Source organism: Nonomuraea dietziae (assembly GCF_014195505.1).
Taxonomy (GTDB): domain Bacteria; phylum Actinomycetota; class Actinomycetes; order Streptosporangiales; family Streptosporangiaceae; genus Nonomuraea; species Nonomuraea roseola.
On sequence record NZ_JACIBV010000002.1, the window covers coordinates 155,986 to 177,652 of the forward strand.

The following is a 21,667-nucleotide window of genomic DNA, read 5'->3' on the forward strand; positions in this document are numbered from 1 at the left end:
GCACTCTGGCCGGGGTACCGGCGGCCACGCGGGGGCGGCCCTGGCCGCCCCCTCGTTTTCGACGATCCGGAGCTGACCTTGATCACAGTGGACCGCCTGGTGAACGTGCTCGGCGGATACGGCGTGCGCTTGTTCGGCCGTCCCGAGGCACGTTCGGCATGGCTGCGCAGCGTGGCGATGCCGGAGGCTTGCGAACATCACGTCGCGGGCGACCTGCTCCTGGCCGTCGGCACCTGTTCGATCGACGAGGCGGTGCGGTGGGCAGCCGCGGCCAGGGCCGCGGCGGTCCTGGTCCGCCCCGCCCCTGACACCGAGGGCGCGGGCGCAGCGGACGTCGAGCGAAAGGCCGCCGCGCTCGGCCACCGGCACGGCGTGGCCGTGCTGCTGGCCGACCCCGCCGTCTCGTGGAGCCAGTTGGCCGGCGTGGTGTACGGGCTGGTGCTGGAAAGCCGCGAGACCGCCTCGGGACGCGGCCCGACCGACCTGTTCGCCCTGGCCGACAATCTGGCCGACGTCATCGGCGGAGCGGTGACCATCGAGGACCGGCACTCGCGGGTGCTGGCCTACTCCCGCTCCCAGCAGGCCGGCGATCCGGCCCGGCTGGAGACCATCCTCGCCCGCCGGGTCCCCGATCGCCTCCGTGAGCTGTTCCAGCAGCAAGGGATTCTCGCCCGGCTGGCGGCGACGGATGAACCGGTGTTCGTGCCCCCCGATGCCGGTCACGGCCTGACAGGGCGGATGGCGGTGGCGGTGCGGGCGGGCCGCGAGCTGCTCGGCTCGGTGTGGGTGACGTGCGAGCGGCCGCTGACCGGCGCCCACCGCCACGCGCTGGCCGACGGCGCGCTCACCGTGGCGTTGCACCTGCTGCGCTCCCGCACCAGCGCCGACCTGGAGCGGCAGGTGGAGTCCAACCTGGTCATCCGGCTGCTGGAGGGCAGCGTCGACGCCGCGACGGCGATCAGCCGGCTCGGCCTGGCACCCCGGACGATGCGGGTCATCGCGATCCGCGCGTACACGCCCGATGACCGGCACGCCGCGCTGCTGCTGGCCTTCGAAGAGGCCACCGCCGGTTTCGGCTGGTCCCGGCCGGGACGCAGCGCGCTGCTCGGCGACACGCTCTACACCCTCCTGCCCGCCGAACCCGCGGAGCCCGCCGAGGCGGCCCGGCGCTGGATCAGAACCCTGCACGCCGAACTGCCCACCCGCGTGCGCGTCACGGCCGGGATCAGCGCACCCGCCGAGGTCACGGAGCTGCCCTCCGGCCGCCAGGAGGCCGACGAATGCCTGGCGCTGCACGAGAGCGCCGAACCCGGCGCCGTCCCGCCCGCCTATGACGATTCCTGGGACGACATCCTGCTGCGGCGGCTGCGCGCGACCGCGCGTACCGGCCGGATCCCGGCCCGCGGACCGGTTTCCACGCTGCTGCGGCACGACAGCAGCCACGGCACCCACTTCGCCGCCACCCTGCGGGTCTGGCTGGAGTGCCAGGGCGACCTCACCCTGGCCGCAGACCGTCTCGAAGTGCATCCCAACACCGTCCGCAACCGGCTGCGCAAGATGGGCGAGCTCACCCCGCTCGACCTGGGCGACGCCCGCCAGCGCCTGGCCATGACCATCATGCTGGCCGCCGCCGCGGACGAACCGCGCCGATGACCTGACGCAGACCTGTCAACGGTTTCCGCAGTGGCGTTGTCCCGGATCCACAACCGCGCCGCCGCGATTGTCTCCCGCGCACAACGTCGCCGGTCGCCGCCCCGGCCATGCTGGCTGCGACACCGGCATCCGTACCGTTGGAGGTTGAGCATGGTCGACAATTGGCCGCGATCGGTGATCGTGGTGGGCGCGGGCATTGTGGGCCTGTCGACCGCGTGGTTCCTGCAGGAGCGCGGCGTCAAGGTCAGCGTGGTCGACCGCGGCGGCGTGGCGGCCGGCGCATCCTGGGGCAACGCCGGATGGATCGCGCCTGGCCTGGCGATCCCGCTGAACGAGCCCGGCGTGCTGCGCTACGGCCTGCGCTCGCTGCTCAACCCGGCCGCGCCGCTGCACGTGCCCGCCAGCCTCGACCCTGGCCTGTGGAGGTTCCTGGCCCGTTTCGCCGCCAACAGCCACTGGCGCTCCTGGACCCGTGCCGCGCGCGCCAACCTGCCGCTCAACGACGAATGCGTCGAAGCGTACGAGGTGCTCGCCGCCGACGGCGTGTCCGCACCGATCGTCGCGGCGCCGATCACCGCCGCTTTCCGCACCCCTCGCCAGGCCGAGGGCCTGCTGAGCGAGCTGCGCAGGCTCCAAGCCGTCGGGCAGCAGGTCGAGCACACCGTGCTGGACGGAGACCAGCTCGCCGCGCACGCACCGCTCGCAGGCGAGGCCCTCACGGCAGGCGTGCGGATCGACGGCCAGTGCTACGTCGACCCGGGCGCCTTCGTGCACGCGCTCGGCAAGGCCGTCATGCGACGCGGCGCCACCGTGGACGCCGTCGAGGTCGCCGAGATACGCACCGACGACAGAAAGGTGATCTTGCGCTCGGCCAAGGGCACCGTCCTGACCGCCGACGCGGTGGTGCTGGCCACCGGCGCCTGGCTGCCCCGCCTGGCCCGGCAGTGGGGCGTGCGGGTCCCGGTACGGGCCGGCCGCGGCTATTCTTTCACCGTACCGGTCGATCACCCCGTGCCAGGCCCCCTCTACCTGCCCGACGTCCGGGTGGCGTGCACGCCCTACCAGGGCGGGCTGCGAGTGGCGGGCACCATGGAGTTCCGTGACCCGGACGCCCCGCAGGTCTCCGCCCGGCTGGAGGCCATCATCGCCTCCGCCCGCCCGCTCCTGCAGGGGGTGCGCTGGGAGGAACGTAGCGACGTCTGGGTGGGGCCCCGCCCCGTCACTCCGGACGGACGACCGCTCATCGGCGCGACGGTGGCTCCCACCGTCTACGTGGCAGGCGGCCATGGCATGTGGGGCCTGGCCCACGGCCCGATCACCGGCCGGCTGCTCGCCGAGCAGATCACCACCGGCAAGCAACCCGCCGCCCTGGCCGACTTCGACCCCCTCCGCTGACACAGACCGCCTCGCCAAGGCGTCCAGCCCGTCTCCGCCCCTCCACCTGCGGAAGGCCCATCCGGGTCCGTGGTCAGCCGCGCATCAAGTGACCTTGGCGCCGTCGAAGGCGAACCGCACCGAACGCCAGCGGATCGTTCGGGCTTGCGTCCGGTAACCGCGGACCTGAAGGTCGTCGTTGGTGAGGACGGGCTGCGGGGACTGCTCTGCCTCATGTCCGGTTTCGTGTGCGAGGGGCTGCCGGTCTCCCGTCAGAGTGGTGTTTCCGGTCCGGGGATGAAAGCGGGGCCGTGGCCGGGCACGATGATGTCCGCGACGGACACCACCCGCTTGCGTGCGGTGCGGAGCGCGTCCATGTCGACGGCGTGCCTGTCTCCCTGCGAGGTGGCGTCGTTCCAGGCGTGCGTGAACGCGACGATGCCTTCGCGCGTCCCGACAAGGGTGGTGATGTCCTCGAAGGTGTGTCCCGGCGTGCGGATCAACATGATCCCTGGGCTGAGCCGGTAGCCCTCGGCGTCCCTCCAGATCCACTCATCGTCGCGGTAGATCGCCCAGTGGTCATGGAACCTGGCGTTGGGGAACAGGGCCGCGTTGAGAGTGTGGTCGGGGTGGTGGTGACTGAACACCACGTCGGTGACCTGATCCGGTGCCACTCCCCGAGCAGTCAGCGGGTCGAGGATCAACGATCGGCTACGCACCATGCCGGGATCGATCACCAGCCGGACATCGCCGTCTTCGACATAGCCGACCGTGCTGGCCACTCCTGCGCTGCCGTACCCCTCATGCAGGACGGTCTGAACCGCGCTGGCCGTGAGATCCGTCATGTTCACCTCTTTCTGTGTTTCATGACGAGTGTGGAACGGCCGGTCCACGGCCGGAAGTGGCAAGACTGCGGATGTTCGCCGGATTTCTGCCATGATGCGGTGGTGCGCCCTTTCCGTTCGATCGCTGCCTTCGCCATGCAAGGGGTGAGCGCCTTCAGCCTCGGGCTGGTGGGCAAGGTCTTCGCTGACCGCACGCCACTGGGCCTGCCCGCCTTCGAGTTCTTCGTATGTGCGGAGCGGCCCGGCAATGTGCGTACCGACCTCGGCCTTCCGCTCCATGTCGAGTTCGGGCTGAACCACCTCGCTCGAGCGGATCTGATCATCGTGATCCCCGCGGACGACGCGGCTCCGCAAGACGCACCTTCATCCGCCGTGGTGGACGCGATCCGCGCCGCTCGCGAGCGGGGTTCGATCGTCGCGAGTTTCTGTACGGGGTCCTTCGTCCTGGCGGCCGCGGGTCTGCTCGACGGTCGCCGCGCCACCACTCACTGGAGCCTGGCCGGCGACCTGGCCACTCGCCACCCGGACGTCACCGTCATGCCGGAGGTCCTCTACGTGGACGAGGGCGCCGTCGTCACCGGCGCCGGCGCGGCCGCCGGGATCGACCTCTGCCTCCACCTGCTGCGCCGCGAACACGGCGCGGCGATCGCCAACGTCATCGCCCGCGAGATCGTCGTCGCCCCCCACCGCGACGGAGGCCAGGCCCAGTACATTCCCGTCCCCGTGCCGACCGACGGTGGTGATGAACGGCTCGCGGGCGTGCTGGACTGGGCGCGGCAGAACCTGGACAAGCCGCTGTCGGTCAACGACCTGGCGGCCCAGGCGCTCATGAGCCCCCGCACGTTCGCCCGGCGTTTCAGGAGGGCGACAGGAACCACACCGTACGCATGGCTGCGCACACGACGACTTGATCGCGCCGAGGAACTGCTCGAGATCACCGACCTGCAGGTCGAACAGATCGCCCACCAGGTCGGCATCGGTTCGGTCTCCGTGCTCCGCGAGTTGTTCATTCAGCGCCGTGGCGTGTCGCCTCGCGCATATCGGCGAGCCTTCAGCCAGTTGTGAACACGCCACCGCCGCCTCAATGGCGTCGGACTCCTAGGACGTGTCCCGTGGATCATTGAGTCGGATCGCGGAGCACTCGGGGGCTCCGTCCCGGATGGGAAGGAGCCCCCCAAAGGTGGGGCTATGAGGGTGTCAGCCCGCTTCTTGGCTCCGGCTGAAATGGAATGGGCAATGCGTGCCGCCCGTTCCGATGGTGGTGCGGCGATCGAAGTGGAAGCCGTGCCTGTCGGGCGCGATGGCCTCGATCCAGTTCGCGTCGAACGCGCACATGACCGGGGTCAGTTCCGGCGCCGAGTTGGCGACCAGAACGTCGTGGTAGAAGCACCGACGCACGTCGACGTGATAGCGCTTGTCGTCGTCGACCGGCCTGGCGAAGACGAACCCTTTCCCGAACGCGTACTCTTCGCGCGATTTGCTCAGCTCGACCATGGCTTGGAAGGCGTCCGGCGCGGTGTCCAGCATCGCCCGGGTGCCCTCCTTCATGGTGTCGCCGAGCGGTTCGACGAAAGCCGCACGCACGGCGGCGATGGCCGTCTGCCGGCCCAGCCTGGGCAGGAGGAATTCGTAGGCAGCCACCAGGGCCAGGGTCATGCGCAGGTTGTGGCGGGCGGGTTCATCGACGATCAGGTGCTGATTCGCGGCTTCGAGTTCGCCCTGACGTGCCCGCATGGCTGTCGTGAGATCGCTGGGAAGTGCGTACTCGAGCAGGGTCGCGGCGAGGTGATCGTAGAACGCGTCAATGAGCAGCGTCGTGTCGCGATCGGGATCGGGGACGTAGTCGCCTTCGGCGAGCCCGAACTGGTCGGTGGACATGATGGTCCTTTCGTGTACGGCTCGGCGCGTACACGACCGTGATCCCGCGTGAAGGCGTGACTGGTCGTGCTCGCGACCGAGCGAGCACGCCAGCGCACTCCACCGACCGACCAGGCGCTGACAAGCTTGTGTTGATTGTCGCCGCCAGTGTGGCACGCCTCCGACGATCATGTCCATCCGGCGGCCGAACCCATGATCCAGGGCGTCGAAGCCGGGCGGGCGTCCGCCCGCGCTGCCCCGCTTCAGCCGGTTGGCCTGCTGATCCTTCTTGATCGGGACGACCGCTTTGATGCCGCGCCTGCGCAGGTTGGCCCGGTTGTCGCGGGAGGAGTATGCCTTGTCCGCCAGTACCCGCGCCGGCCGCTCACGAGGACGGCCCAGCCCTCGGCGTGGAATCCGGATCCGCTCCAGCACACGCCGGACATACGGGCTGTCCCCATGCTGACCGGGACTGACGATCCGAGCCAGGGGACGACAACGCCGGTCGGCGGCCACCACGGGAACGGCCCAGCGCCTCAACGCTGCTTACCCGTTCCGTGATCTACGACCTCCCCCCTTCGGCGGGAGGTCGGCCGGTGGCGCATGCCGCGCTCCGGCGGCGTGCTGATGGGCCCTCACCACGGGTGGAATCCACGCTCACCGTCCACTCATCGCCTTCGACCGTCTCAGAGCCTGCTGGCAGAGGCCTTTGGGTGCTGAGTGCGGGGTCTGGGATGGTCCGGGCGGAGCCTCTTCAGGTGATGTGGCCGCGGACAGGAGCGGGCCTGTGGTTCCACCGCGCCGGCGAACCGCTCGCCGCGGTGGTGTGGGAGCTGCCGCAGCGCGATCTCGGTGTCGACGTTGAGAAAGGGCACGAACGCGGCTCAGGCGTCCTCCCCGTCCAGCCCCGGCCACGATGCCGCCCGCCGCTTCGCAGTCACGTCCGGCAGGCCGTGCGGCACTCGGTGGGGTTGACTCCGTGGAAGCGCTTGAAGGCCGTGCTGAATCCGAACGCGTCGGCGTACCCGACCTGGTGGGCGACCGCGGCGACGGTCGAGGTCGACTCGGCCAGCAGATCGGCGGCCAACGTCATCCGCCAGTCCTTCAGATACGTCAGCGGCGGCGTGCCGACCACCTTGACGAACCGTTCGGCGAGCGTGGTCCGCGACACGCCCGCCGTGTCGGCCAGCGCGGCCAGCGTCCACGGCCTGCCGGGCGCCGCGTGCATCGCACGCAGCACCGGGCCCAGCGTCTCGTCGTGCCATCCGACGGGGGCTGCGGGCTGCTGGTCGAACCAGGCACGCAGCGTGCACACCAGCAGCCAATCGAGCAGCCGGTCCAGCACGACCTGCTGACCGGACGCGCACGAGGCGGATTGCGACGCCAGGAAGTCTCGCATCGCCGTGCAGTCGTCGCCGTCCGGCAGCACCAGCATCGGCGGCAGTATGTCCAGCAGCCGGTGTGCCACGGCCCCGCGCACGTTGTACGCCGCGACGAGTAGGACAGTGTGTTCGTGCGAGTGGGCGGTGAACGGTCCGCGCACAATCGCTGTCTCGCCGACGCGCACGACGCTGTCTGCCAGCTCCGTCACGCCTTGAATCGGTGCGAGCAAGGTCAGGGCCGCATCGCCGGTGAGGCGCCGTGGTGGCGTCAACTCCTCGACGCTGACTCCGGCGCCTTCCGACCGGACAGTGCGCAGCAGATCATCGACCGGATCCATGCAGCCAAGTCTACGGACGATCGGACATGTGCCCCGGACGCTGAACCATGTCCGTGACCGTGCCGAACCGCTTGACTCGTGGGCATGACGATTGTGGTGTTGGGCGGAACGGGCAAGACCGGGCGCCGCCTGGTGGACACGTTGCGCGGGCGCGGCGAGGACGTCCGCGTCGCGACCCGGACGAGCGGAACGCGGTTCGACTGGTCCGATCAGGACACGTGGGCGGCCACGGTAGCGGGCGCGTCAGCGCTCTACCTGGTCGCGCCGCAGGAACCGGAGTCCGCCGAGGTGTTCGTGAAGCAGGCGACCGAGGCGGGTGTGCGCCGGTTCGTGGCGTTGTCCGGCCGCGAGATCGACAAGTTTCCCGGGGATTTGCTCGGCATGGCCGCGGCGGAACGGGCCGTGCGCGACTCCGGTGCGGAGTGGACGATCATCCGCGCGAACAACTTCAACCAGAACTTCGACGACCCGCAGATCTGGCTGGCCCCGCTGCGCGAGGGACGGCTGGCCCTGCCCATCGGGGACACGCCGGAGCCGTTCATCGACACTCAGGACATCGCCGACGTCGCCGCGGCGGCGCTCACCGAGGATGGCCATCACGAGCAGGTGTACACCCTGTCCGGGCCCCGGGCGCTGACCTTCGGCGCGGCTGTGGCGGCCATCGCCAAGGCGTCGGGACGGTCCATCCGGTACGAGGAGCTCACTCCGGAGCAGTACCGGGACGAACTCCTGGCGCAGGGAGCTTCCGAGGAAGCCGCGGCGGAGCTCAACGCGCTGTTCGCTGTGATGCGCGAGGGCCTCTACGCCGAGCCGTGTGACGACGTGCGGCGTGTGCTCGGACGCGTTCCGATCGACTTCGACACCTATGTCGCTCGGGCCGTGTCCGCATGGCGCTAGATCGTGCCGACATCCCCGAGTGATCTCCAAGAGCCTGCTGACGAAGACTCAAGTGCTCGTGGGGATGGGGTGGTAGAGCTCTAGGTCAAGGCGTCGAGGCCGGCGATGATGTCCGGAACCTCGGTTCGCGAAGTGTAGTCGGGGTGGACACTGATCCATCGGAGAACATGAGCGCCGTCGATGATGGCGACAGTGGGCATCGGCACCGTCACCGTGCCATCGGCATTGGCGGCGGCCACGTCGATGCCCAGCCGGGCCAGGGATGCGAGGGCGTCCGGCGTAGGCTGCGTGAGAATGCCGAGACCGGCGGCCAGCCGGTTTCCCACGTCAGAAAAGACCGGAAACGTCAGCTCATTCTGCTGCCGCATGGCCAGCGAACCCTGGAAGGTCTGAGGGCTGATACCCGCCAGTTCCACGCCACGGTTGGCCAGCTGCGGCAGTAGCCGCTTCTGGTACGTCCGCAGCGCCAGGTTGCAGTACGGTCCCCACACCCCCCGGTAGAACACCAGCACAGCCGTCCGGCCGCCCGTCATCGCATACAGCGACGTCGATTGGCCGTTGACATCGACGAGGGGCATGTCGGGCACCATGAAGCCCAGCGGGGCGAGCCCGGCCGGGACCCCCGCGGCTCGCAGTGCAGCCTGTTCGGCGGTGAACGGGCTGAGCGCGCCGGCGGGTGCCTGGCTCATCATGGTCGCCGTCAGTTTCTGCGCCTGCTCGGCGATCGAGGTGTCATGCGTGTGGATCGTCATAGGAGCCCCTTATGAACGAGTGAGTGAGTCGGGCGTGGTCGACTGACCAGGTCGTACGGGTGGACGGTGCACGGGGAAGGGAGGGAGCCTGGGCGGGCATCTCGGCCGGCGAAGATGGCCGCCCAGGGGCTTTCAGGTATGTGGCGTCAGGCGAGGCCGAGCCGGGGGCGCACCCATTGCGCCAGCTTCCTGATCGCCTCGTCGGCGGCCAGGGCGCGGCCGGCGCCCATGTGCCAGGTGTGCTGCTGGTCTTCGAAGATCTCTACCTTGACCTCCACGCCCTCCTTTTCGGCGAGTGTGGCGAGCCGGTGGCTGTCATCGAGGATCATCTCGGTGCTGCTGACCTGGATGTACAGCGGGGGCAGGCCGGCCAGATCGGCGTAGAGAGCGTTGATGGCCGGGTCCTTGGGGTCGCCGTGCTCGCCCAGCAGGATCTGTACCAGGAACTCCAGATTCATCGGTGTCTCGCCGCCGAACAGGACGTCCGTCATCCGGTTGGTCGTGCGGGTCTGGCCACCGTTCTCGATGTCGAACCAGGGCGACAGCGGCATCACGGCCGCCGCGACGGGCAGCCCGTGGTCGCGGGCGTGCAGCATCGTCTGCACGCTGAGCCCGCCGCCTGCCGAGTCGCCGGTGACGGCGATGTGCTCTGCCTTGATGCCCTGATCGAGCAGCCAACGGTAGGCTGCGGAGGTGTCGTTGATCTGGGCGGGGTGCTGGTGCTCGGGCGTCAGGCGGTAGTCGACGATGAGGGCCCTGGCACCGACGGCCTTGGCCAGATGCGCGAACATCTTGCGATGGGTGTACATCGAACCGCCGATGAACCCACCTCCGTGCAGGCACAGAAGCACCCGATCTTCCACACTGGCCTTCGGCGTCGCCCACATGGCCGGCACGCCGCCCGCGTCCACCTCGACATAGTCGACCCCACCAGGTTCGGTGGTCGCGTCGCTCCAGTGGTCATTGAGGTCGCGGGACTCTTCCAGCGAGATCGGCGGATTCTGCGCGAACGCCGCGTTGACCTGCCGGTAGTGCTCGGTCAGCCAATCAGTCTTGCCTGTCATGTGCAGAGTTCCTTTGCGGTGTACGCCGTCACACCATGAATGCGTGGGAGGGGACGGCGTCGGTTTCCTTGAGTGGTCGCCTGCGTGCAGCAGGCAAGCGACACCCATGCCGTAGGCGACACAGGTATGGATGTGCAGGGCTTCTCGCCGGGGCGTGCGCTGTTTCGGCGAGGCTTTCACCCATAGAGACAGACCGCACGCTGAGAAGGAATCGCTGCTCCCGTGAGGAGCCCGGAGCGGCTTCGGCACGCAGGGCCAGGCGCGGCCTGGACTGCTCGGCGGCGATTCCTTTTGCCGCCCTGGATGGTCCTCATTGGTGAGGCTCAGCGAGAGTCGACACAACAGGCGGGAGAGGACCACGGTGAGCACGCACGAGGAGTTCGCCGCGCTCGCGGAGCCATACCGTCGCGAGTTGCTGGCGCATTGCTACCGCATGATGGGCTCGGTGCACGAAGCCGAAGATCTGGTGCAGGAGACCTACCTGCGCGCCTGGCGCGGCTTTGAGAAGTTCGAAGGCCGCTCCTCTCTGCGCACCTGGCTCTACACGATCGCCACCAACGCCTGCCTGAACGAGCGCAAGCAACGCAGCCGGCGTGAGCTGCCCTCCGGCCTCGGGGCGGCGTTCGGCGATCCCGATGCCCCACCCGAAGCGGCGGGCGGAGACGTGCTCTGGCTGCAGCCGATCCCCGACACGATGGTCACGCCCGGCCCGGGCGACCCCGCCTCCATCGTCACCTCGCGCGAACAGCTGCGCCTCGCGCTCATTGCCAGCCTCCAGAAGCTGACGCCGCGGCAGCGGGCGGTCTACCTGCTGCGCGAGGTGCTGGAGTTCCCTGCCGTGAACGTGGCGGCCATGCTGGAGACCTCCGTGGCCGCGGTCAAGAGCTCGCTGCAGCGCGCTCGCGCCGCCCTGACCGACCTCGACGCCACGCACGAGAAACTCACCGAGCATGGTGTCCAGGACCTGCTGGAGCAGTACATGACCGCCTTCGAGAAGGCGGATCTGGCGGCTCTGGAACGGGCCCTGCGCAAGGACGCCGCGCTGGAGATGGTCGGCTACTCCACGTGGTTCTCCGGGCTGGACACCTGCCTGCGTCACCTCGCCCGGGCGCTGGGTTCTCCCGGAACCTGGCGGATGGTTCCCGTCCAGGCCAACGGGCAGCCCGCCGCTGCCGCCTACCTACGCGGGGAGAACGGCACCTACGACGCCTTCGGCCTCGCTGTCCTCACCGTCACGCCGGGCGGCATCAGCCGGATCACCGTGTTCGGTAAGGAAGACCTGATTCCTTCGTTCGGCATACCGAGCGCGCTGTTGTGAGGTCACGACGAGACGCGCCGTCCGAACCGCGCCATGAGTCGGTCGCCTGGGCCGGCTCCATCGGGAACGGGTAAGGGCGGGTCATGCTGCAAGTGGCTGATACCTGTGGTCAAAACCAGAGGGAGGAGCTCCAGGACCCCGGCGGCCAACGAGGGCGGAACGGGCTGGGCGCGTCTACAGGACCAGGCGACGTCCCAAGCGTGGACGGTGATCTCCAGCGTGCACCGGCAAGGAGGAGACGCCGGGGCAGGTAGCGGTCACCGATCGCGACAGGGCTGTCCGGGCGCGCACTCGCCGCGGCCACGGCCAACAGCCTGCGCGTCCGGACGTGGGAGAAGGCGACAGGATCGTCCCACGTCTGAATGACAGGCTCGAGGGCGCGGCCGCAGGTTGTGGTCGGCGTCGGGCACCGGCGCTTCGATGCCCTGGCGACAGCTGTGCGTCACCACAGATGGAAGGGAAAGGTCTGGACCGGGCGGGGGCTGTCTTCGGGCTGAACGTCAAAGGAGGAACTGCAGGGTGCGCTCGGCCACAACCGGGGCCGTTTTCCCTTCCGGCCCGAAATGGTCAAGGCCGGGCACGCTTTCGAGCGTGACCTGGGGAAGGGTGTCGCGTACAGCATCGAACTCCGCTCTGGTCGCGCGCGGCGTACGACCCCCGCACAGCAGCAGGACCGGAGCGGTGACGGCCGTGAACGCGGCAAGCCGGCCCTGTTGGCCCGCCATCTGCTCGTGCTCGGCCAGGTTGGCCTCCAGAAGCGGCCGCATCCGCTGCCAACTCGGCCCGCGGAACCCGACACGCAACGCCATCCGCAGATACCAGTACGGCAGCTTGGACACGAAGGCCGGCGCGCCGCCCGAGCCTTTGATGAAATGGACGAACGCGCCATAGGGATCGCCTGCGGACAGCCGTTCCCGGTAAGGGGCCATCCAGTCTGTGGAAACGGGGCCGACGGGAACTCCGGGCTCGTAGACCGCGATGCGCTCGAACACCTGGAACGACCGTGCGGTCTCAAGGACGACAAGGCCGCCGTAGCTGTGGCCGAACGCCAGCCGCGCGCCGGTCTCCGCCTGGACGGCCAGCAGGTCTTCCACTTCCTTGCCCAGGGTGTACTGGGGCCCCTGAGGGCCGCTGGCGCCGCGTCCTCGCCGGTCGACGACGTGCACAGTGAAGGAGCGGGCCAGAGCGGAGGCCAGCGGCAGGTAGTCCTGCGAGGTTCGCAGAGCGCCGCCGAGCACGATGAGGCCCGGCCCTGCGCCTATCGTTTGATAGCTGATCGGCGTGCCGTCGGTGGAGGAGACCGTGCGCTGATGCGTCTGCGGGATCTGGTTGGCCTGCTTCATTTGGTTGACTCCCGTTCCACGCGGTCCAACGTCGCGAGCAGCGTCGCGGTGTGCTCGGCGAACTCGGCGTAGGGCACACCACTGTGTGCGACCAGGGCGGCCAGCTTTTCCTCGAACTCCTGGCGCAGCGAGGCCACGACTTGCTTTCCCTGGTCGGTGAGGGTGAGCCGCCGGCGGTTCCCACCCGCAGGGTCGGGCTGGACATCGAGAAGCCCCTCGCTGGCAAGGACGGCGGTCATGCGGCTCACCGACGGCTCGGTCACACCCAGGCCGTCGGCAAGGGCCCGTTGCGTTGAGACGCCCAGCTCGCCTACCAGGGTCAGCGCAAGAAAGCGGCTGTAGGAGATGTTGTGCTCGGCCCGCAGGATCCGGTCGGCCGCTCGGTCAAGGCGGGCGACGAGCACGTGCAGGTTGAGGCTGAGGTTGCGTTCCACGTCCTATAACTTAGCATGCTAACTTAGCATTGCAAGGTTCGATCCGGAGCTTGCCGGCACAGGCGCGAGACCGGGAGCCGCGCGACTGGGCGACGCGGTCGACGTCACCAAAGCCCAGATCGACGCCCTATCCGACCCCGAGATCGATGTCCTGCTGGAAATCTGGGAGATGCTCCGCCTGGCTCCCGGCAATGGCCGCGATTATCGACAAGATCAGATTCTTGTGCTGTCCGCCTGGTAGGCCCTCCAACGCGCATGGCCGCCCAGGCCGAGCGCGCCCGACGATGCCGTATCGCCGGCCGCGTCGGAACTCAGGAGGCGGCGCGGTCGACCGGCCGGTACTTCATCAGGACGACTCCTGAGGTGAACGGCTCGGCGGAGATCAGCTCCAGCCGTTGCGGTGGTCGGCCGCCCTCGAACAGAGCCTTGCCGTCGCGCAGGAACACGGGATGTACCAGCAGATGGAACTCGTCGACGAGCCCGAGCTCAACGAGAGACCCGATCACCCCGAGGCTGCCGTAGACCACGATGTCCCCACCGTGGCCGCGCTTGAGTTCGATGATCTCGTCCGGGTCGACGCGTTCGTGTCTGCGGGTGTTCTGCCACGCCGCGATGCTTCCCGAAGCGGAGATGACGATTTTCTCCATGGTGTCGACCCGTCGGGCGTATCTCCGCACCTCCTCCGCTTCCTCACGGTCCTGTGCGGCCCGCGGCCAATGGCCGGCGAAGTCGGCGTGCGTGATTCGCCCCAGCAGCAGGCCACCGGAGCCCTCCACCAGCTCCCGCTCATACCTGAGCACCTGCTCGTCGATCTGCAACCAGTCCATTTCGTCTCGCGGACCGGCGACGAATCCGTCGAGCGTCGTCCACATCGACACAATGATCTTGCGCATCTTTCATTCTCCGTCGCGGTGCGTTGAACTTGGCGTCTTGCCGGACCGGTGTTGATTTCCGAAGCCGTCTGCACGGCCGGCAACTGCGACGTGATCCCTCTTGCGGCACCAGGAGGCGCCGTCGATCAGGTCCGTCGATAGGTGGAGATGACCACTCCGGTCCATGCCGTGGTGGTGTCGGTCAGTTCCAGGTTCAACGGGGTGCCGGCGTTGAACAGCCGCTTGCCGCCACCGATCACGGTGGGGTAGGTCAGCAGTACGAATTCGTCGATGAGTCCGGCGGGCAGCAGCGTGGTGATCAGCTGGCTGCTGCCCCAGATGCTGATGTGGTCGTGCCGCTGTTTCAGCTGGGTGACCTGCTCGGTGACGTCTCCCCGCAGCAGGGTGGAGTTGTTCCAGTCGACGGTCTGCAGGGTGCGGGAGGCCACGTACTTGGGCTGGCTGTTGAGCTGGACGGTCCGCGGGTCTGCCGGATCGGCGCCGGGCCAGTAACTGGCGAACAGCTCATAAGTCCGCCTGCCGATCAGCAGCGCGTCGGCGTCCAGCACCGATTGGGTGGTGCGATGGTCCACCACCGGGTCGGCGTAGGGCTGGGTCCAGCCGCCGGCCTTGAAGCCGCCGTCGCGGTCTTCGTCCGGCAGGCCGGGTGCCTGGATCACGCCGTCGAGGGTGACGAACGCCGTCACCACAATCTTGCCCATTCTCAAACGTCCTTGCTCAAGGTAGTCATCGGTTGGCGCCGAAGGCGGCCAGGACGGGTTCGGGAGTCCGCTCCGGAAAGCGCTTCTGGAAGTCCAGGACGCCGACCCACGTGGGGCGCAGTGCGATTCGGACCATCCGGAGGCCCGGCTGGTCGATCGCCGTCAGGTAGGCGGCCCCGGCCTCCTCGCCCATCCCCGCGCGCTGAATCGTGGCGTACTCGGGAAGCACTCCTTCCACCTCGGTGAGGGTGACCTTCCCACGCAGCATGAGGGCCTGTGGGGGAGCGTCGGTGGTGTCGATGCAGATCGCCACGTCACGACGGGCGCGCAGGTCGCGGATCTTGTAGGTGCTGGCGAACGCGCCGATGACGACCTCGCCGCCGTTCCAGAGGAAGTTGACCGGGATCAGCCGCGGTGTCCCATCCTTACCCGTGTAGGCCAGCCGGGCCACCAGAGTCGAGTCGTTGAGCAGGCGCTGCGCGGTGGGGGTCTCCAGCAGTCGTACGTCGCCCTGCGGCGGGTCCGCCGTCTGGGTGTCAGAGAGGCTCATGAGGCCTCAAGCTAGCGAAGCTACTCCTAAAGAACAAGTGGCGCTCTTGAATTAGGATTCCTACGGTAGTCTGCGGATTATGAGCGGCATGCGCAGCTATGGAGACCCGTGCGGTGTGGCCCGCGGCCTGGACGTCATTGGTGAACGCTGGGCCCTGCTGGTGGTACGCGACCTCCTGCTGGGTCCCAAACGCTTCAACGATCTGCACGCCGGCCTGTCGGGCGTCAGCCCGAACGTGCTCACCCAGCGGCTACGCGACCTGACCGAGCACGGCGTCGTACAACGCCGCGACCTGCCACCCCCGACCCGCGTCCGCCTCTACGAACTCACCGACCGGGGGCGCGCGCTGGAACCGCTCATCCTCTACCTCGGCCGCTGGGGCAGCCAAACCGCGACCGCCCCCGACGGCCTTCTCGGCATCGACTCGATCATGCTCAGCATCAAGGCAGGCTTCGACCCGGCCCAGGCCGCGCATCTCCATGGCGTCTACGAACTGCACATCGACGCCGACACCTACTTCATCGAGGTCACCGACGACTCGCTCCACATCAGCCGCGACAGCGCACCCACGCCACCCCACGCCACCCTCACCACCGACCTCGACACCCTCCGCGCCATCTGCGACCACCAGATCACCCTGGCGGCGGCGCTGGACTCGGGCTCGCTGCACCTCGGCGGCGACGAACACGCCAAACAGGGCCTCACAGACCTTCTCTTGGCCTCGTTCATGCCCGCACCCCAGCCGGCCGACATGCCCTGAAGAGCAAGATCATTCTCGCCGCTGATGGCTGTTCCTGCGCTCCTCGCCCCGATCCCCAGGGCCGATACGCGTCCAGCGTGAGGTCCTCGACCGGCACCAGCTGCCTGCCAGACAAACGCAGACATGCCGGACGCCGGCGGCCAGGACAGCGCCGATCCTGTCGCCGCGGCGGGGGCGGCCGCCGATCGGGCCCGGCGAGATGGGCCGAGGCGCGGCCGGCCTACAGTCCCACCGCCGCCAGGAACCGTCGGGCTGCCCCGACATCGCCGGCCAGGGTCATTCGCCCTGATCCCACCGACGTCTCCAGATCCTCCTCGTGGTTCACCAGCAGTCCGAGGGTCTTGTGGTCGGTGATGATGGCCGCGTCGGCGGGCCCGGCCGCCTGGCCTCGCGCCATCTCCGTCAGCCTGCCGCTGATGACGCGCACGGCGAAGATGTCGGCGCCGATGCGGATCTCGTAGTTCGCGCTCCAGTCCGGCTCATCGGACGGGCTGAAGGTCGAGCGCAGCGAGAGCATGAGCGAGTTGGCCCGCATCTCACCAGTACGGGGCATGATCGGTGTGCGGGAACCCCACAAGCCCAGCGCGCTGACGATGGGTGCCAGCTCGGCTCCCCAGTCGGTCAGTTCGTACACCCGTGAAGCCGCAGGCGGGGGAAGCGTGCGGCGCTGGAGCACGCCCGATTCCTGAAGTTCACGCAATCGGTGGGACAACACGTTCGGGCTGATGTCGGGCAGGCCCGCCTGCAGGTCGACGAACCGCTGGGGACCGAGCAGCAGGTCACGGATGATCAGCATCGTCCAGCGCTCACCGAGGACGTCCATCGCGAGCGCCACACCGCACCCATCGTCGTATCTGCGTTTTGCCGCCACGCCTCCAGGATAGCCCTCTATAACATTTAGGAGTGATAGCTCCTAAATTAGGAGTATTGCTGTTACCGTCGTCGGTAGAGCCTCCGGGGCGCTGCTGTGTCGGCAGGGCGGGCGTGTCGTGCCCGATCTCCCAGACCCCGTGGAGGCGTGATGTCTGGATCAAGGAGATGCCATGAATCTTCCGCCGATCGTGTCGCCCGAGGAGTGGCAGGCCGCCAGGGACGAGTTGCTCCTCAAGGAGAAGACCCTGACCCGGTCTCTGAGCGTCTTCCTGCGTGACGGCGACCGCGTCTTCCGCAGCTACTTCACGACCGCCCGGGGCGTGGACCGGCTGCGCGCCGACTTCAATCTGCTCGATCTCACGCCCTACGGCAGGCAGGAGACGTGGGAGGACTCCCCGCAGGGATGGCCGCAGACCCCCGCCTACCAGTGGTGGCGGCTGCACGACGAGTACGAGATCCACACTGCGATGCCGATGGCAGACGGGCAGGCCAGGGCATGAACGGCGTCTCCGCTTCGACGCACCGTCCATTTCGCCCGGGCTGGACGCTCGCGCTGGTGTCCGTCGCCGCGTTCCTGACCTCACTGGACGTGATGGTGGTGGTGACCGCGCTGCCCACCATCCAGGAAGAGCTGAACGCGAGCCTGGCCGACCTGGAGTGGACGGTCAACGCCTACAACCTGGCGTTCGCGTGCCTCATGCTCATCGGCTCCGCGCTCGGCGACCGTTTCGGCCGCTTGAAGAGCTATGTGTTCGGACTCGCGGTGTTCACACTGGCCTCGGCCATGGCCGCGCTGGCCCCCTCGGTGGAAATTCTCATCCTCGCCCGCGTCCTGCAGGGGATTGCGGCCGGGGTGGCGATCCCGGTGAGCCTCACGCTGCTCGGCGACGCCTACCCACCGCACAAGCGTGGCCGGGCGATGGGGATCTGGGGCAGCGTCTCCGGCGCGGCGGTCGCCGCCGGGCCGGTGGCCGGCGGCCTCATCACCGAGGGCCTGTCGTGGCAGTGGATCTTCTGGCTGAACGTGCCGCTCGGGGTCGCCGCCACGATCCTGGCCGCGGCGCTGATGCGGGAGAGCTTCGGTCCACGGCCGAAGATGGACATCGTTGGCCTGGGGCTGGCTTCGCTCGGTCTGTTCGGGCTGGTCTGGGCGGCCGTGCGGGCGCCTGGGCTGGGTTGGGGGCACGCGGAAGTGGTCGTCATGGCGCTGGGCGGCGTTGTGCTGATGGTTGCCTTCGTGTTCTGGGAACACCGGGCTGAGCACCCGGTGCTGCCGCTGCGCTACTTCCGGGCGAGAGGCTTCACCATCTCCAACGCATCCGCCTTCTTCATGCACTTCAGCCTGATCGGCTCGCTGTTCATCATCTCGCAGATGTTCCAGATCGGGATGGGAGCAAACGCCCTCGACGCCGGATTGCGGATCCTCGCGTGGACCGCGATGGTGCTGGTCGTCGCCCCGATCGCGGGCCGCTTCTCCGACAGGTTCGGCGCCCGTCCGTTCATCGTGGGCGGTCTGCTTCTCATGGCGGCGGGCCTGGCCTGGCTCGGTGCGGTGGCCGGCGCGGACACCGGGTACCTCGTCCTGCTGGCGCCGCTGGCATTCGGTGGCATCGGAATCGCCATGAGCCTGCCGAGCACGATCAATCTGGCTCTCAGCTCGGTGCCCATGGAGGACATGGGTGTCGCCTCCGGTGCCAACAACGCCATGCGGGAGCTCGGAGGTGTCTTCGGCGTTGCCTTCCTCGGCGCGATGTTCGCGGCGAACGGCGGCTACGCCACGCCGGCGGCGGCCATCGACGGTTTTCGAGCGGCGCTGTTCCTGGGCGGTGCGATGGCCCTCGTCGGTATGATCATCGCACTGTTCGCACCCGGCCGCCGCCCAGCCGAGGCAGCGGCTCCGGCGGCCCCGGAACCGAAGGTCGCGAAGACCGGCGGATGAAGGCGCTGTCCTGTGCGGAGAGTGCTGGAAGCCTTGTCCCGGCCGGTGAAGGCGATGCTGTCGGCGACCACGGTGACGGTCTGGGCGGCGGCTTGACGCTCGATGGCCTGAGCAGCCGTGGCGAGGCGGCGGCCCGGTGGGGCCGCGCGTCGTGAACGTTCGTCACACGGTCGTCTTCCCGGTGATCTACTGGTTGCCCTCGGCGGCCGAGATGTCGGCCAGGGCGGAGTCGGAATCGCGTTCGATCGCCAAGTCTCCGATGCTCACGATGCCGACGGCCCGCTCGTCTTGCACCACCGGCACCCGGCGGATGGCGGCCGAGCGCATCAGCTGCACCAGCTGCGCGATGCTCGTATCCGGCCCCACGCTGGTGAGGTCGCCGCTGTAGGCGTCCGCCACCGGGGTGTCGGGGCCTTTGTCGGCCGCCACGACCCTGATGGCGATGTCGCGGTCGGTGATGATGCCGCTGACGCGGCCGTCCTCGGTCACGATCACGGCGCCGGTGTCGTGATCGAGCATGAGGCGGGCCGCAGCGGAGACGGGCTGTGCGGCCTCGATGGTTTGCGGATCGGCGGTCATCACGTCGGCTACGGTCTTGGCCATGTCATCCCCCTGAAGTGGTGTTTCCCGATGCCCTACCCGATGACCGCCATCGCATGTGGCCCCCTGCGGGCATGCCACCGGGTCACGGCGGAAATGGGCCGCCAGCCTCTGTCACCGCAGGCCGAAAGCCGCAGCGATTTCTCGCGCACCTTGCGGTGGTGGCATCACCGCGTCTGGGCCGTGGCACGAGGGCGGCGTACAGTGAGACCACGGCACCGTGCCAGTCGCGCGGCTTGTGCGCTGGTGACACCCACCCCCGTCGTTGGGCGAGGCCTCCATGACCGCTTTACACGTGGACCTTCTCCGCCATCCCGACCGGCCGGTGATGCACCTGGTCGGCGAACTCGACATCACCGCGCTACCCGTCCTGCGCCAAGCCGTCGACGCCGCATTGGCCGCCCAGCCCGCGACGTTGGAGGTCGACGTCGCTGCGCTGACCTTCTGCGACTCCAGCGGCCTTCAAGGCCTGCTCCAGATCCAGCACGCCGCCGACCAGAACGGCGCCGCGCTGCGCCTGATCCACGTCCAGGGCCAGCTGCACCGCGTGCTGAGGCTCACCCGCCTCGAGGCGGCCTTCGACATCGAGCCCGCCGCGACCACCTGACTCTGTGCCGCCGATCGGCGGGCTGGGGACATGTTCGGGAGTGCTGACCGGCTGGCGCTCGCCGGGAGTTTCAACAGACTCCGATGCCTGCGCGAAGCGGCCGCACCTGCACGTCGACCATTGCCTGGACTCCACGGTTGAGCGCCGCCGGGTCGATTTCGGCGTGGTAGCCGCGGATGACGCCACACCTGGTCAGCGCAAGTCGTGGCCGCGGTCGCGTACGAGCGCCGTGGGCGGTCGCGCGGCGCTCAACGAGGGCGAACAACCGTCGTCACCGAATCTGCCATCAAGATCCGGTCTGATACTCCCCGGACACCTACCTGCGCCGGCGTGGAAGTCGCTGCACGATAGTGTGGCTCGCGCGGTGGTCGCCCTTGTCGCGGCAAGCAACGAGTGGTATGACGGGCAGGTCACGCCCGCGGCAAGGCAAGCTCATAGCGGCTCACCCAGGTGACCGGACCGTCCTCCAACCGCTGACCAGGAGCCCCACCCACCGGTACGTCTCCGCGGTGCGCGAAGCCGCGCGCCTCGTAGTAGGCACGCAGCCGATCATTGGACTTCACGCAGTCCAGCCGCAGGTACTTGGCGGCCCGCTGCTGTGCGGCATTGGCCGCCCAGTCGAGGATGCAGTCCCCGAGCCCCGACGCCCATCGGCGCACGGCCATGCGGTGCACGTATCCCGCCGCGTCGGCATCCGTCCACAGGGGATCCGACCAGTCCATGGTGATCGTCCCCGCCACCTCGTCCCCGGTTGTCACCAGCCACGTCTCGCCCCGCACAATGGCTTCCTTAACCCATGCAGCCTCGAAACGCGCAGGCCACTGGCTGATTCCACGTGCGTTGAGCCATTGCGCCGCCTCATCGAGCACGCTCAGCACCTCGCCCATACGGTCGACGCCAACGCGCTGGAAGACGACCTCCTTGCCATCCCCATCAGCTGTCATGGCACGAATGATCGCACCACTTCCGATACACGGTGCGCTTGGAGCGATCAGGTCAGGACGGGCTCGGATGCCTTCCGGAGCCCGCCGGACGGCAGGTCGCGGTGGGTGAACATGTCGATCAGCACCTGGACCGGCATGTCGGCCTCAGCGGGATGGCGGAAGTGCTGATCGGGTCTGATCTGGTAGTGGTTGCGACGCCCGACCCGGATGCGCTCCAGGTAGCCGGCCTCCACCAGATCGGCCACGATGCCCTGAGCCGCTCGCTCGGTGATGCCGATCTTGGCCGCCATGTCGCGCATGCGCACGTGGGGATCCGCCGCGACCGCCAGCAGCACGCGGGCGTGGTTGGTCAGGAACGTCCAGGCGGAGCGTCGATCGGCAGCGTTGTCCATCGTCTGGCGAGTATATCGAAGGCGATCCTGACGCACGAAGCTTGTAAGGCGAAAAGTTTTTCCGGTAATCTTTTTACGGAATTGGTGTGACGTCGCGGCTCGCATGGACAGCGGGCCGTTGTCGATCAAAGGAACATGATGCCGCTCAGAT

23 protein-coding genes are annotated in these 21,667 nt (G+C 68.4%); 9 read left to right on the plus strand and 14 right to left on the minus strand.

The window, feature by feature from the left end:
* Positions 1–78: 78 nt before the first annotated feature.
* Positions 79–1,653 (plus strand): PucR family transcriptional regulator, encoded by a 1,575-nt coding sequence (locus FHR33_RS43295; protein ID WP_183660888.1) that lies wholly within the window; start codon positions 79–81, stop codon positions 1,651–1,653.
* Positions 1,654–1,803: 150 nt separating this feature from the next.
* Entirely contained in the window at positions 1,804–3,048 is a 1,245-nt protein-coding gene (locus tag FHR33_RS43300; RefSeq protein WP_183660890.1) for an NAD(P)/FAD-dependent oxidoreductase, read from the plus strand.
* A gap of 251 nt (positions 3,049–3,299) precedes the next feature.
* On the opposite strand, the gene FHR33_RS43305 is transcribed toward FHR33_RS43300, so the two are convergent.
* Complete coding sequence (locus tag FHR33_RS43305) at positions 3,300–3,920, minus strand: MBL fold metallo-hydrolase (RefSeq protein WP_221242532.1); 621 nt, start codon at positions 3,918–3,920, stop codon at positions 3,300–3,302.
* Between FHR33_RS43305 and FHR33_RS43310 the strand changes: the two genes are divergently transcribed.
* Complete coding sequence (locus FHR33_RS43310) at positions 3,903–4,937, plus strand: GlxA family transcriptional regulator (protein WP_312896040.1); 1,035 nt, start codon at positions 3,903–3,905, stop codon at positions 4,935–4,937. The two genes, FHR33_RS43305 and FHR33_RS43310, sit on opposite strands and share 18 nt — an antisense overlap.
* Positions 4,938–5,069: 132 nt before the next feature.
* Here FHR33_RS43310 and FHR33_RS53020 read toward each other — a convergent pair whose 3' ends face one another.
* Positions 5,070–6,248 carry an L-2-amino-thiazoline-4-carboxylic acid hydrolase gene (locus tag FHR33_RS53020; RefSeq protein WP_183660894.1) on the minus strand — a complete coding sequence of 393 codons (1,179 nt, stop codon included), beginning with the start codon at positions 6,246–6,248 and terminating at the stop codon, positions 5,070–5,072.
* Between the two features lie 418 nt (positions 6,249–6,666).
* Entirely contained in the window at positions 6,667–7,449 is a 783-nt protein-coding gene (locus tag FHR33_RS43320) for an AraC family transcriptional regulator (RefSeq protein WP_183660896.1), read from the minus strand.
* A 96-nt stretch (positions 7,450–7,545) separates the two neighbouring features.
* Here FHR33_RS43320 and FHR33_RS43325 point away from each other — a divergent pair, with 96 nt between their 5' ends.
* On the plus strand, positions 7,546–8,346 hold the full coding sequence (locus FHR33_RS43325; RefSeq protein ID WP_312896104.1) for an NmrA family NAD(P)-binding protein: 801 nt from the start codon (positions 7,546–7,548) through the stop codon (positions 8,344–8,346).
* 80 nt (positions 8,347–8,426) lie between these two features.
* Here FHR33_RS43325 and FHR33_RS43330 read toward each other — a convergent pair whose 3' ends face one another.
* Together FHR33_RS43330 and FHR33_RS51230 are read right to left on the minus strand one after the other, a co-directional pair.
* Entirely contained in the window at positions 8,427–9,098 is a 672-nt protein-coding gene (locus FHR33_RS43330; protein WP_221242533.1) for a peroxiredoxin-like family protein, read from the minus strand.
* 146 nt (positions 9,099–9,244) lie between these two features.
* On the minus strand, positions 9,245–10,342 hold the full coding sequence (locus FHR33_RS51230; protein WP_183660900.1) for an alpha/beta hydrolase: 1,098 nt from the start codon (positions 10,340–10,342) through the stop codon (positions 9,245–9,247).
* Between the two features lie 136 nt (positions 10,343–10,478).
* Between FHR33_RS51230 and FHR33_RS43340 the strand changes: the two genes are divergently transcribed.
* Positions 10,479–11,480, plus strand: a complete 1,002-nt coding sequence (locus FHR33_RS43340) for an RNA polymerase subunit sigma-70 (protein ID WP_183660902.1) — start codon at positions 10,479–10,481, stop codon at positions 11,478–11,480.
* Between the two features lie 500 nt (positions 11,481–11,980).
* On the opposite strand, the gene FHR33_RS43345 is transcribed toward FHR33_RS43340, so the two are convergent.
* The 5 genes from FHR33_RS43345 to FHR33_RS43365 form a co-directional block, all read right to left on the minus strand.
* Complete coding sequence (locus FHR33_RS43345; protein ID WP_183660904.1) at positions 11,981–12,823, minus strand: alpha/beta fold hydrolase; 843 nt, start codon at positions 12,821–12,823, stop codon at positions 11,981–11,983.
* Positions 12,820–13,257 carry a MarR family winged helix-turn-helix transcriptional regulator gene (locus tag FHR33_RS43350; protein ID WP_183660906.1) on the minus strand — a complete coding sequence of 146 codons (438 nt, stop codon included), beginning with the start codon at positions 13,255–13,257 and terminating at the stop codon, positions 12,820–12,822. Before FHR33_RS43350 ends, FHR33_RS43345 begins: the two co-directional genes overlap by 4 nt.
* A 311-nt stretch (positions 13,258–13,568) precedes the next feature.
* On the minus strand, positions 13,569–14,150 hold the full coding sequence (locus FHR33_RS43355; protein ID WP_183660908.1) for a dihydrofolate reductase family protein: 582 nt from the start codon (positions 14,148–14,150) through the stop codon (positions 13,569–13,571).
* Positions 14,151–14,275: 125 nt separating this feature from the next.
* Entirely contained in the window at positions 14,276–14,851 is a 576-nt protein-coding gene (locus FHR33_RS43360) for a dihydrofolate reductase family protein (protein WP_183660909.1), read from the minus strand.
* A 25-nt stretch (positions 14,852–14,876) separates the two neighbouring features.
* On the minus strand, positions 14,877–15,401 hold the full coding sequence (locus FHR33_RS43365; RefSeq protein ID WP_183660911.1) for a pyridoxamine 5'-phosphate oxidase family protein: 525 nt from the start codon (positions 15,399–15,401) through the stop codon (positions 14,877–14,879).
* Positions 15,402–15,489: 88 nt separating this feature from the next.
* Between FHR33_RS43365 and FHR33_RS43370 the strand changes: the two genes are divergently transcribed.
* The gene (locus FHR33_RS43370; RefSeq protein WP_183660913.1) at positions 15,490–16,161 is read left to right on the plus strand and encodes an HxlR-like winged helix-turn-helix transcriptional regulator; all 672 of its coding nucleotides are present in this window, start codon (positions 15,490–15,492) and stop codon (positions 16,159–16,161) included.
* A 220-nt stretch (positions 16,162–16,381) separates the two neighbouring features.
* On the opposite strand, the gene FHR33_RS43375 is transcribed toward FHR33_RS43370, so the two are convergent.
* Complete coding sequence (locus FHR33_RS43375; RefSeq protein WP_312896041.1) at positions 16,382–17,032, minus strand: winged helix-turn-helix transcriptional regulator; 651 nt, start codon at positions 17,030–17,032, stop codon at positions 16,382–16,384.
* A 172-nt stretch (positions 17,033–17,204) separates the two neighbouring features.
* Here FHR33_RS43375 and FHR33_RS43380 point away from each other — a divergent pair, with 172 nt between their 5' ends.
* Positions 17,205–17,534 carry a DUF899 family protein gene (locus tag FHR33_RS43380; RefSeq protein ID WP_183660915.1) on the plus strand — a complete coding sequence of 110 codons (330 nt, stop codon included), beginning with the start codon at positions 17,205–17,207 and terminating at the stop codon, positions 17,532–17,534.
* On the plus strand, positions 17,531–18,973 hold the full coding sequence (locus tag FHR33_RS43385; protein WP_183660917.1) for an MFS transporter: 1,443 nt from the start codon (positions 17,531–17,533) through the stop codon (positions 18,971–18,973). Before FHR33_RS43380 ends, FHR33_RS43385 begins: the two co-directional genes overlap by 4 nt.
* 186 nt (positions 18,974–19,159) lie before the next feature.
* Here FHR33_RS43385 and FHR33_RS43390 read toward each other — a convergent pair whose 3' ends face one another.
* Entirely contained in the window at positions 19,160–19,552 is a 393-nt protein-coding gene (locus FHR33_RS43390; protein WP_246453768.1) for a CBS domain-containing protein, read from the minus strand.
* Between the two features lie 301 nt (positions 19,553–19,853).
* Between FHR33_RS43390 and FHR33_RS43395 the strand changes: the two genes are divergently transcribed.
* Positions 19,854–20,180 carry an STAS domain-containing protein gene (locus tag FHR33_RS43395; protein WP_183660926.1) on the plus strand — a complete coding sequence of 109 codons (327 nt, stop codon included), beginning with the start codon at positions 19,854–19,856 and terminating at the stop codon, positions 20,178–20,180.
* Positions 20,181–20,590: 410 nt separating this feature from the next.
* On the opposite strand, the gene FHR33_RS43400 is transcribed toward FHR33_RS43395, so the two are convergent.
* Together FHR33_RS43400 and FHR33_RS43405 are read right to left on the minus strand one after the other, a co-directional pair.
* The gene (locus tag FHR33_RS43400) at positions 20,591–21,124 is read right to left on the minus strand and encodes a GNAT family N-acetyltransferase (RefSeq protein WP_183660928.1); all 534 of its coding nucleotides are present in this window, start codon (positions 21,122–21,124) and stop codon (positions 20,591–20,593) included.
* A gap of 47 nt (positions 21,125–21,171) precedes the next feature.
* The gene (locus FHR33_RS43405; protein ID WP_246453698.1) at positions 21,172–21,645 is read right to left on the minus strand and encodes a helix-turn-helix transcriptional regulator; all 474 of its coding nucleotides are present in this window, start codon (positions 21,643–21,645) and stop codon (positions 21,172–21,174) included.
* Positions 21,646–21,667: the final 22 nt, after the last annotated feature.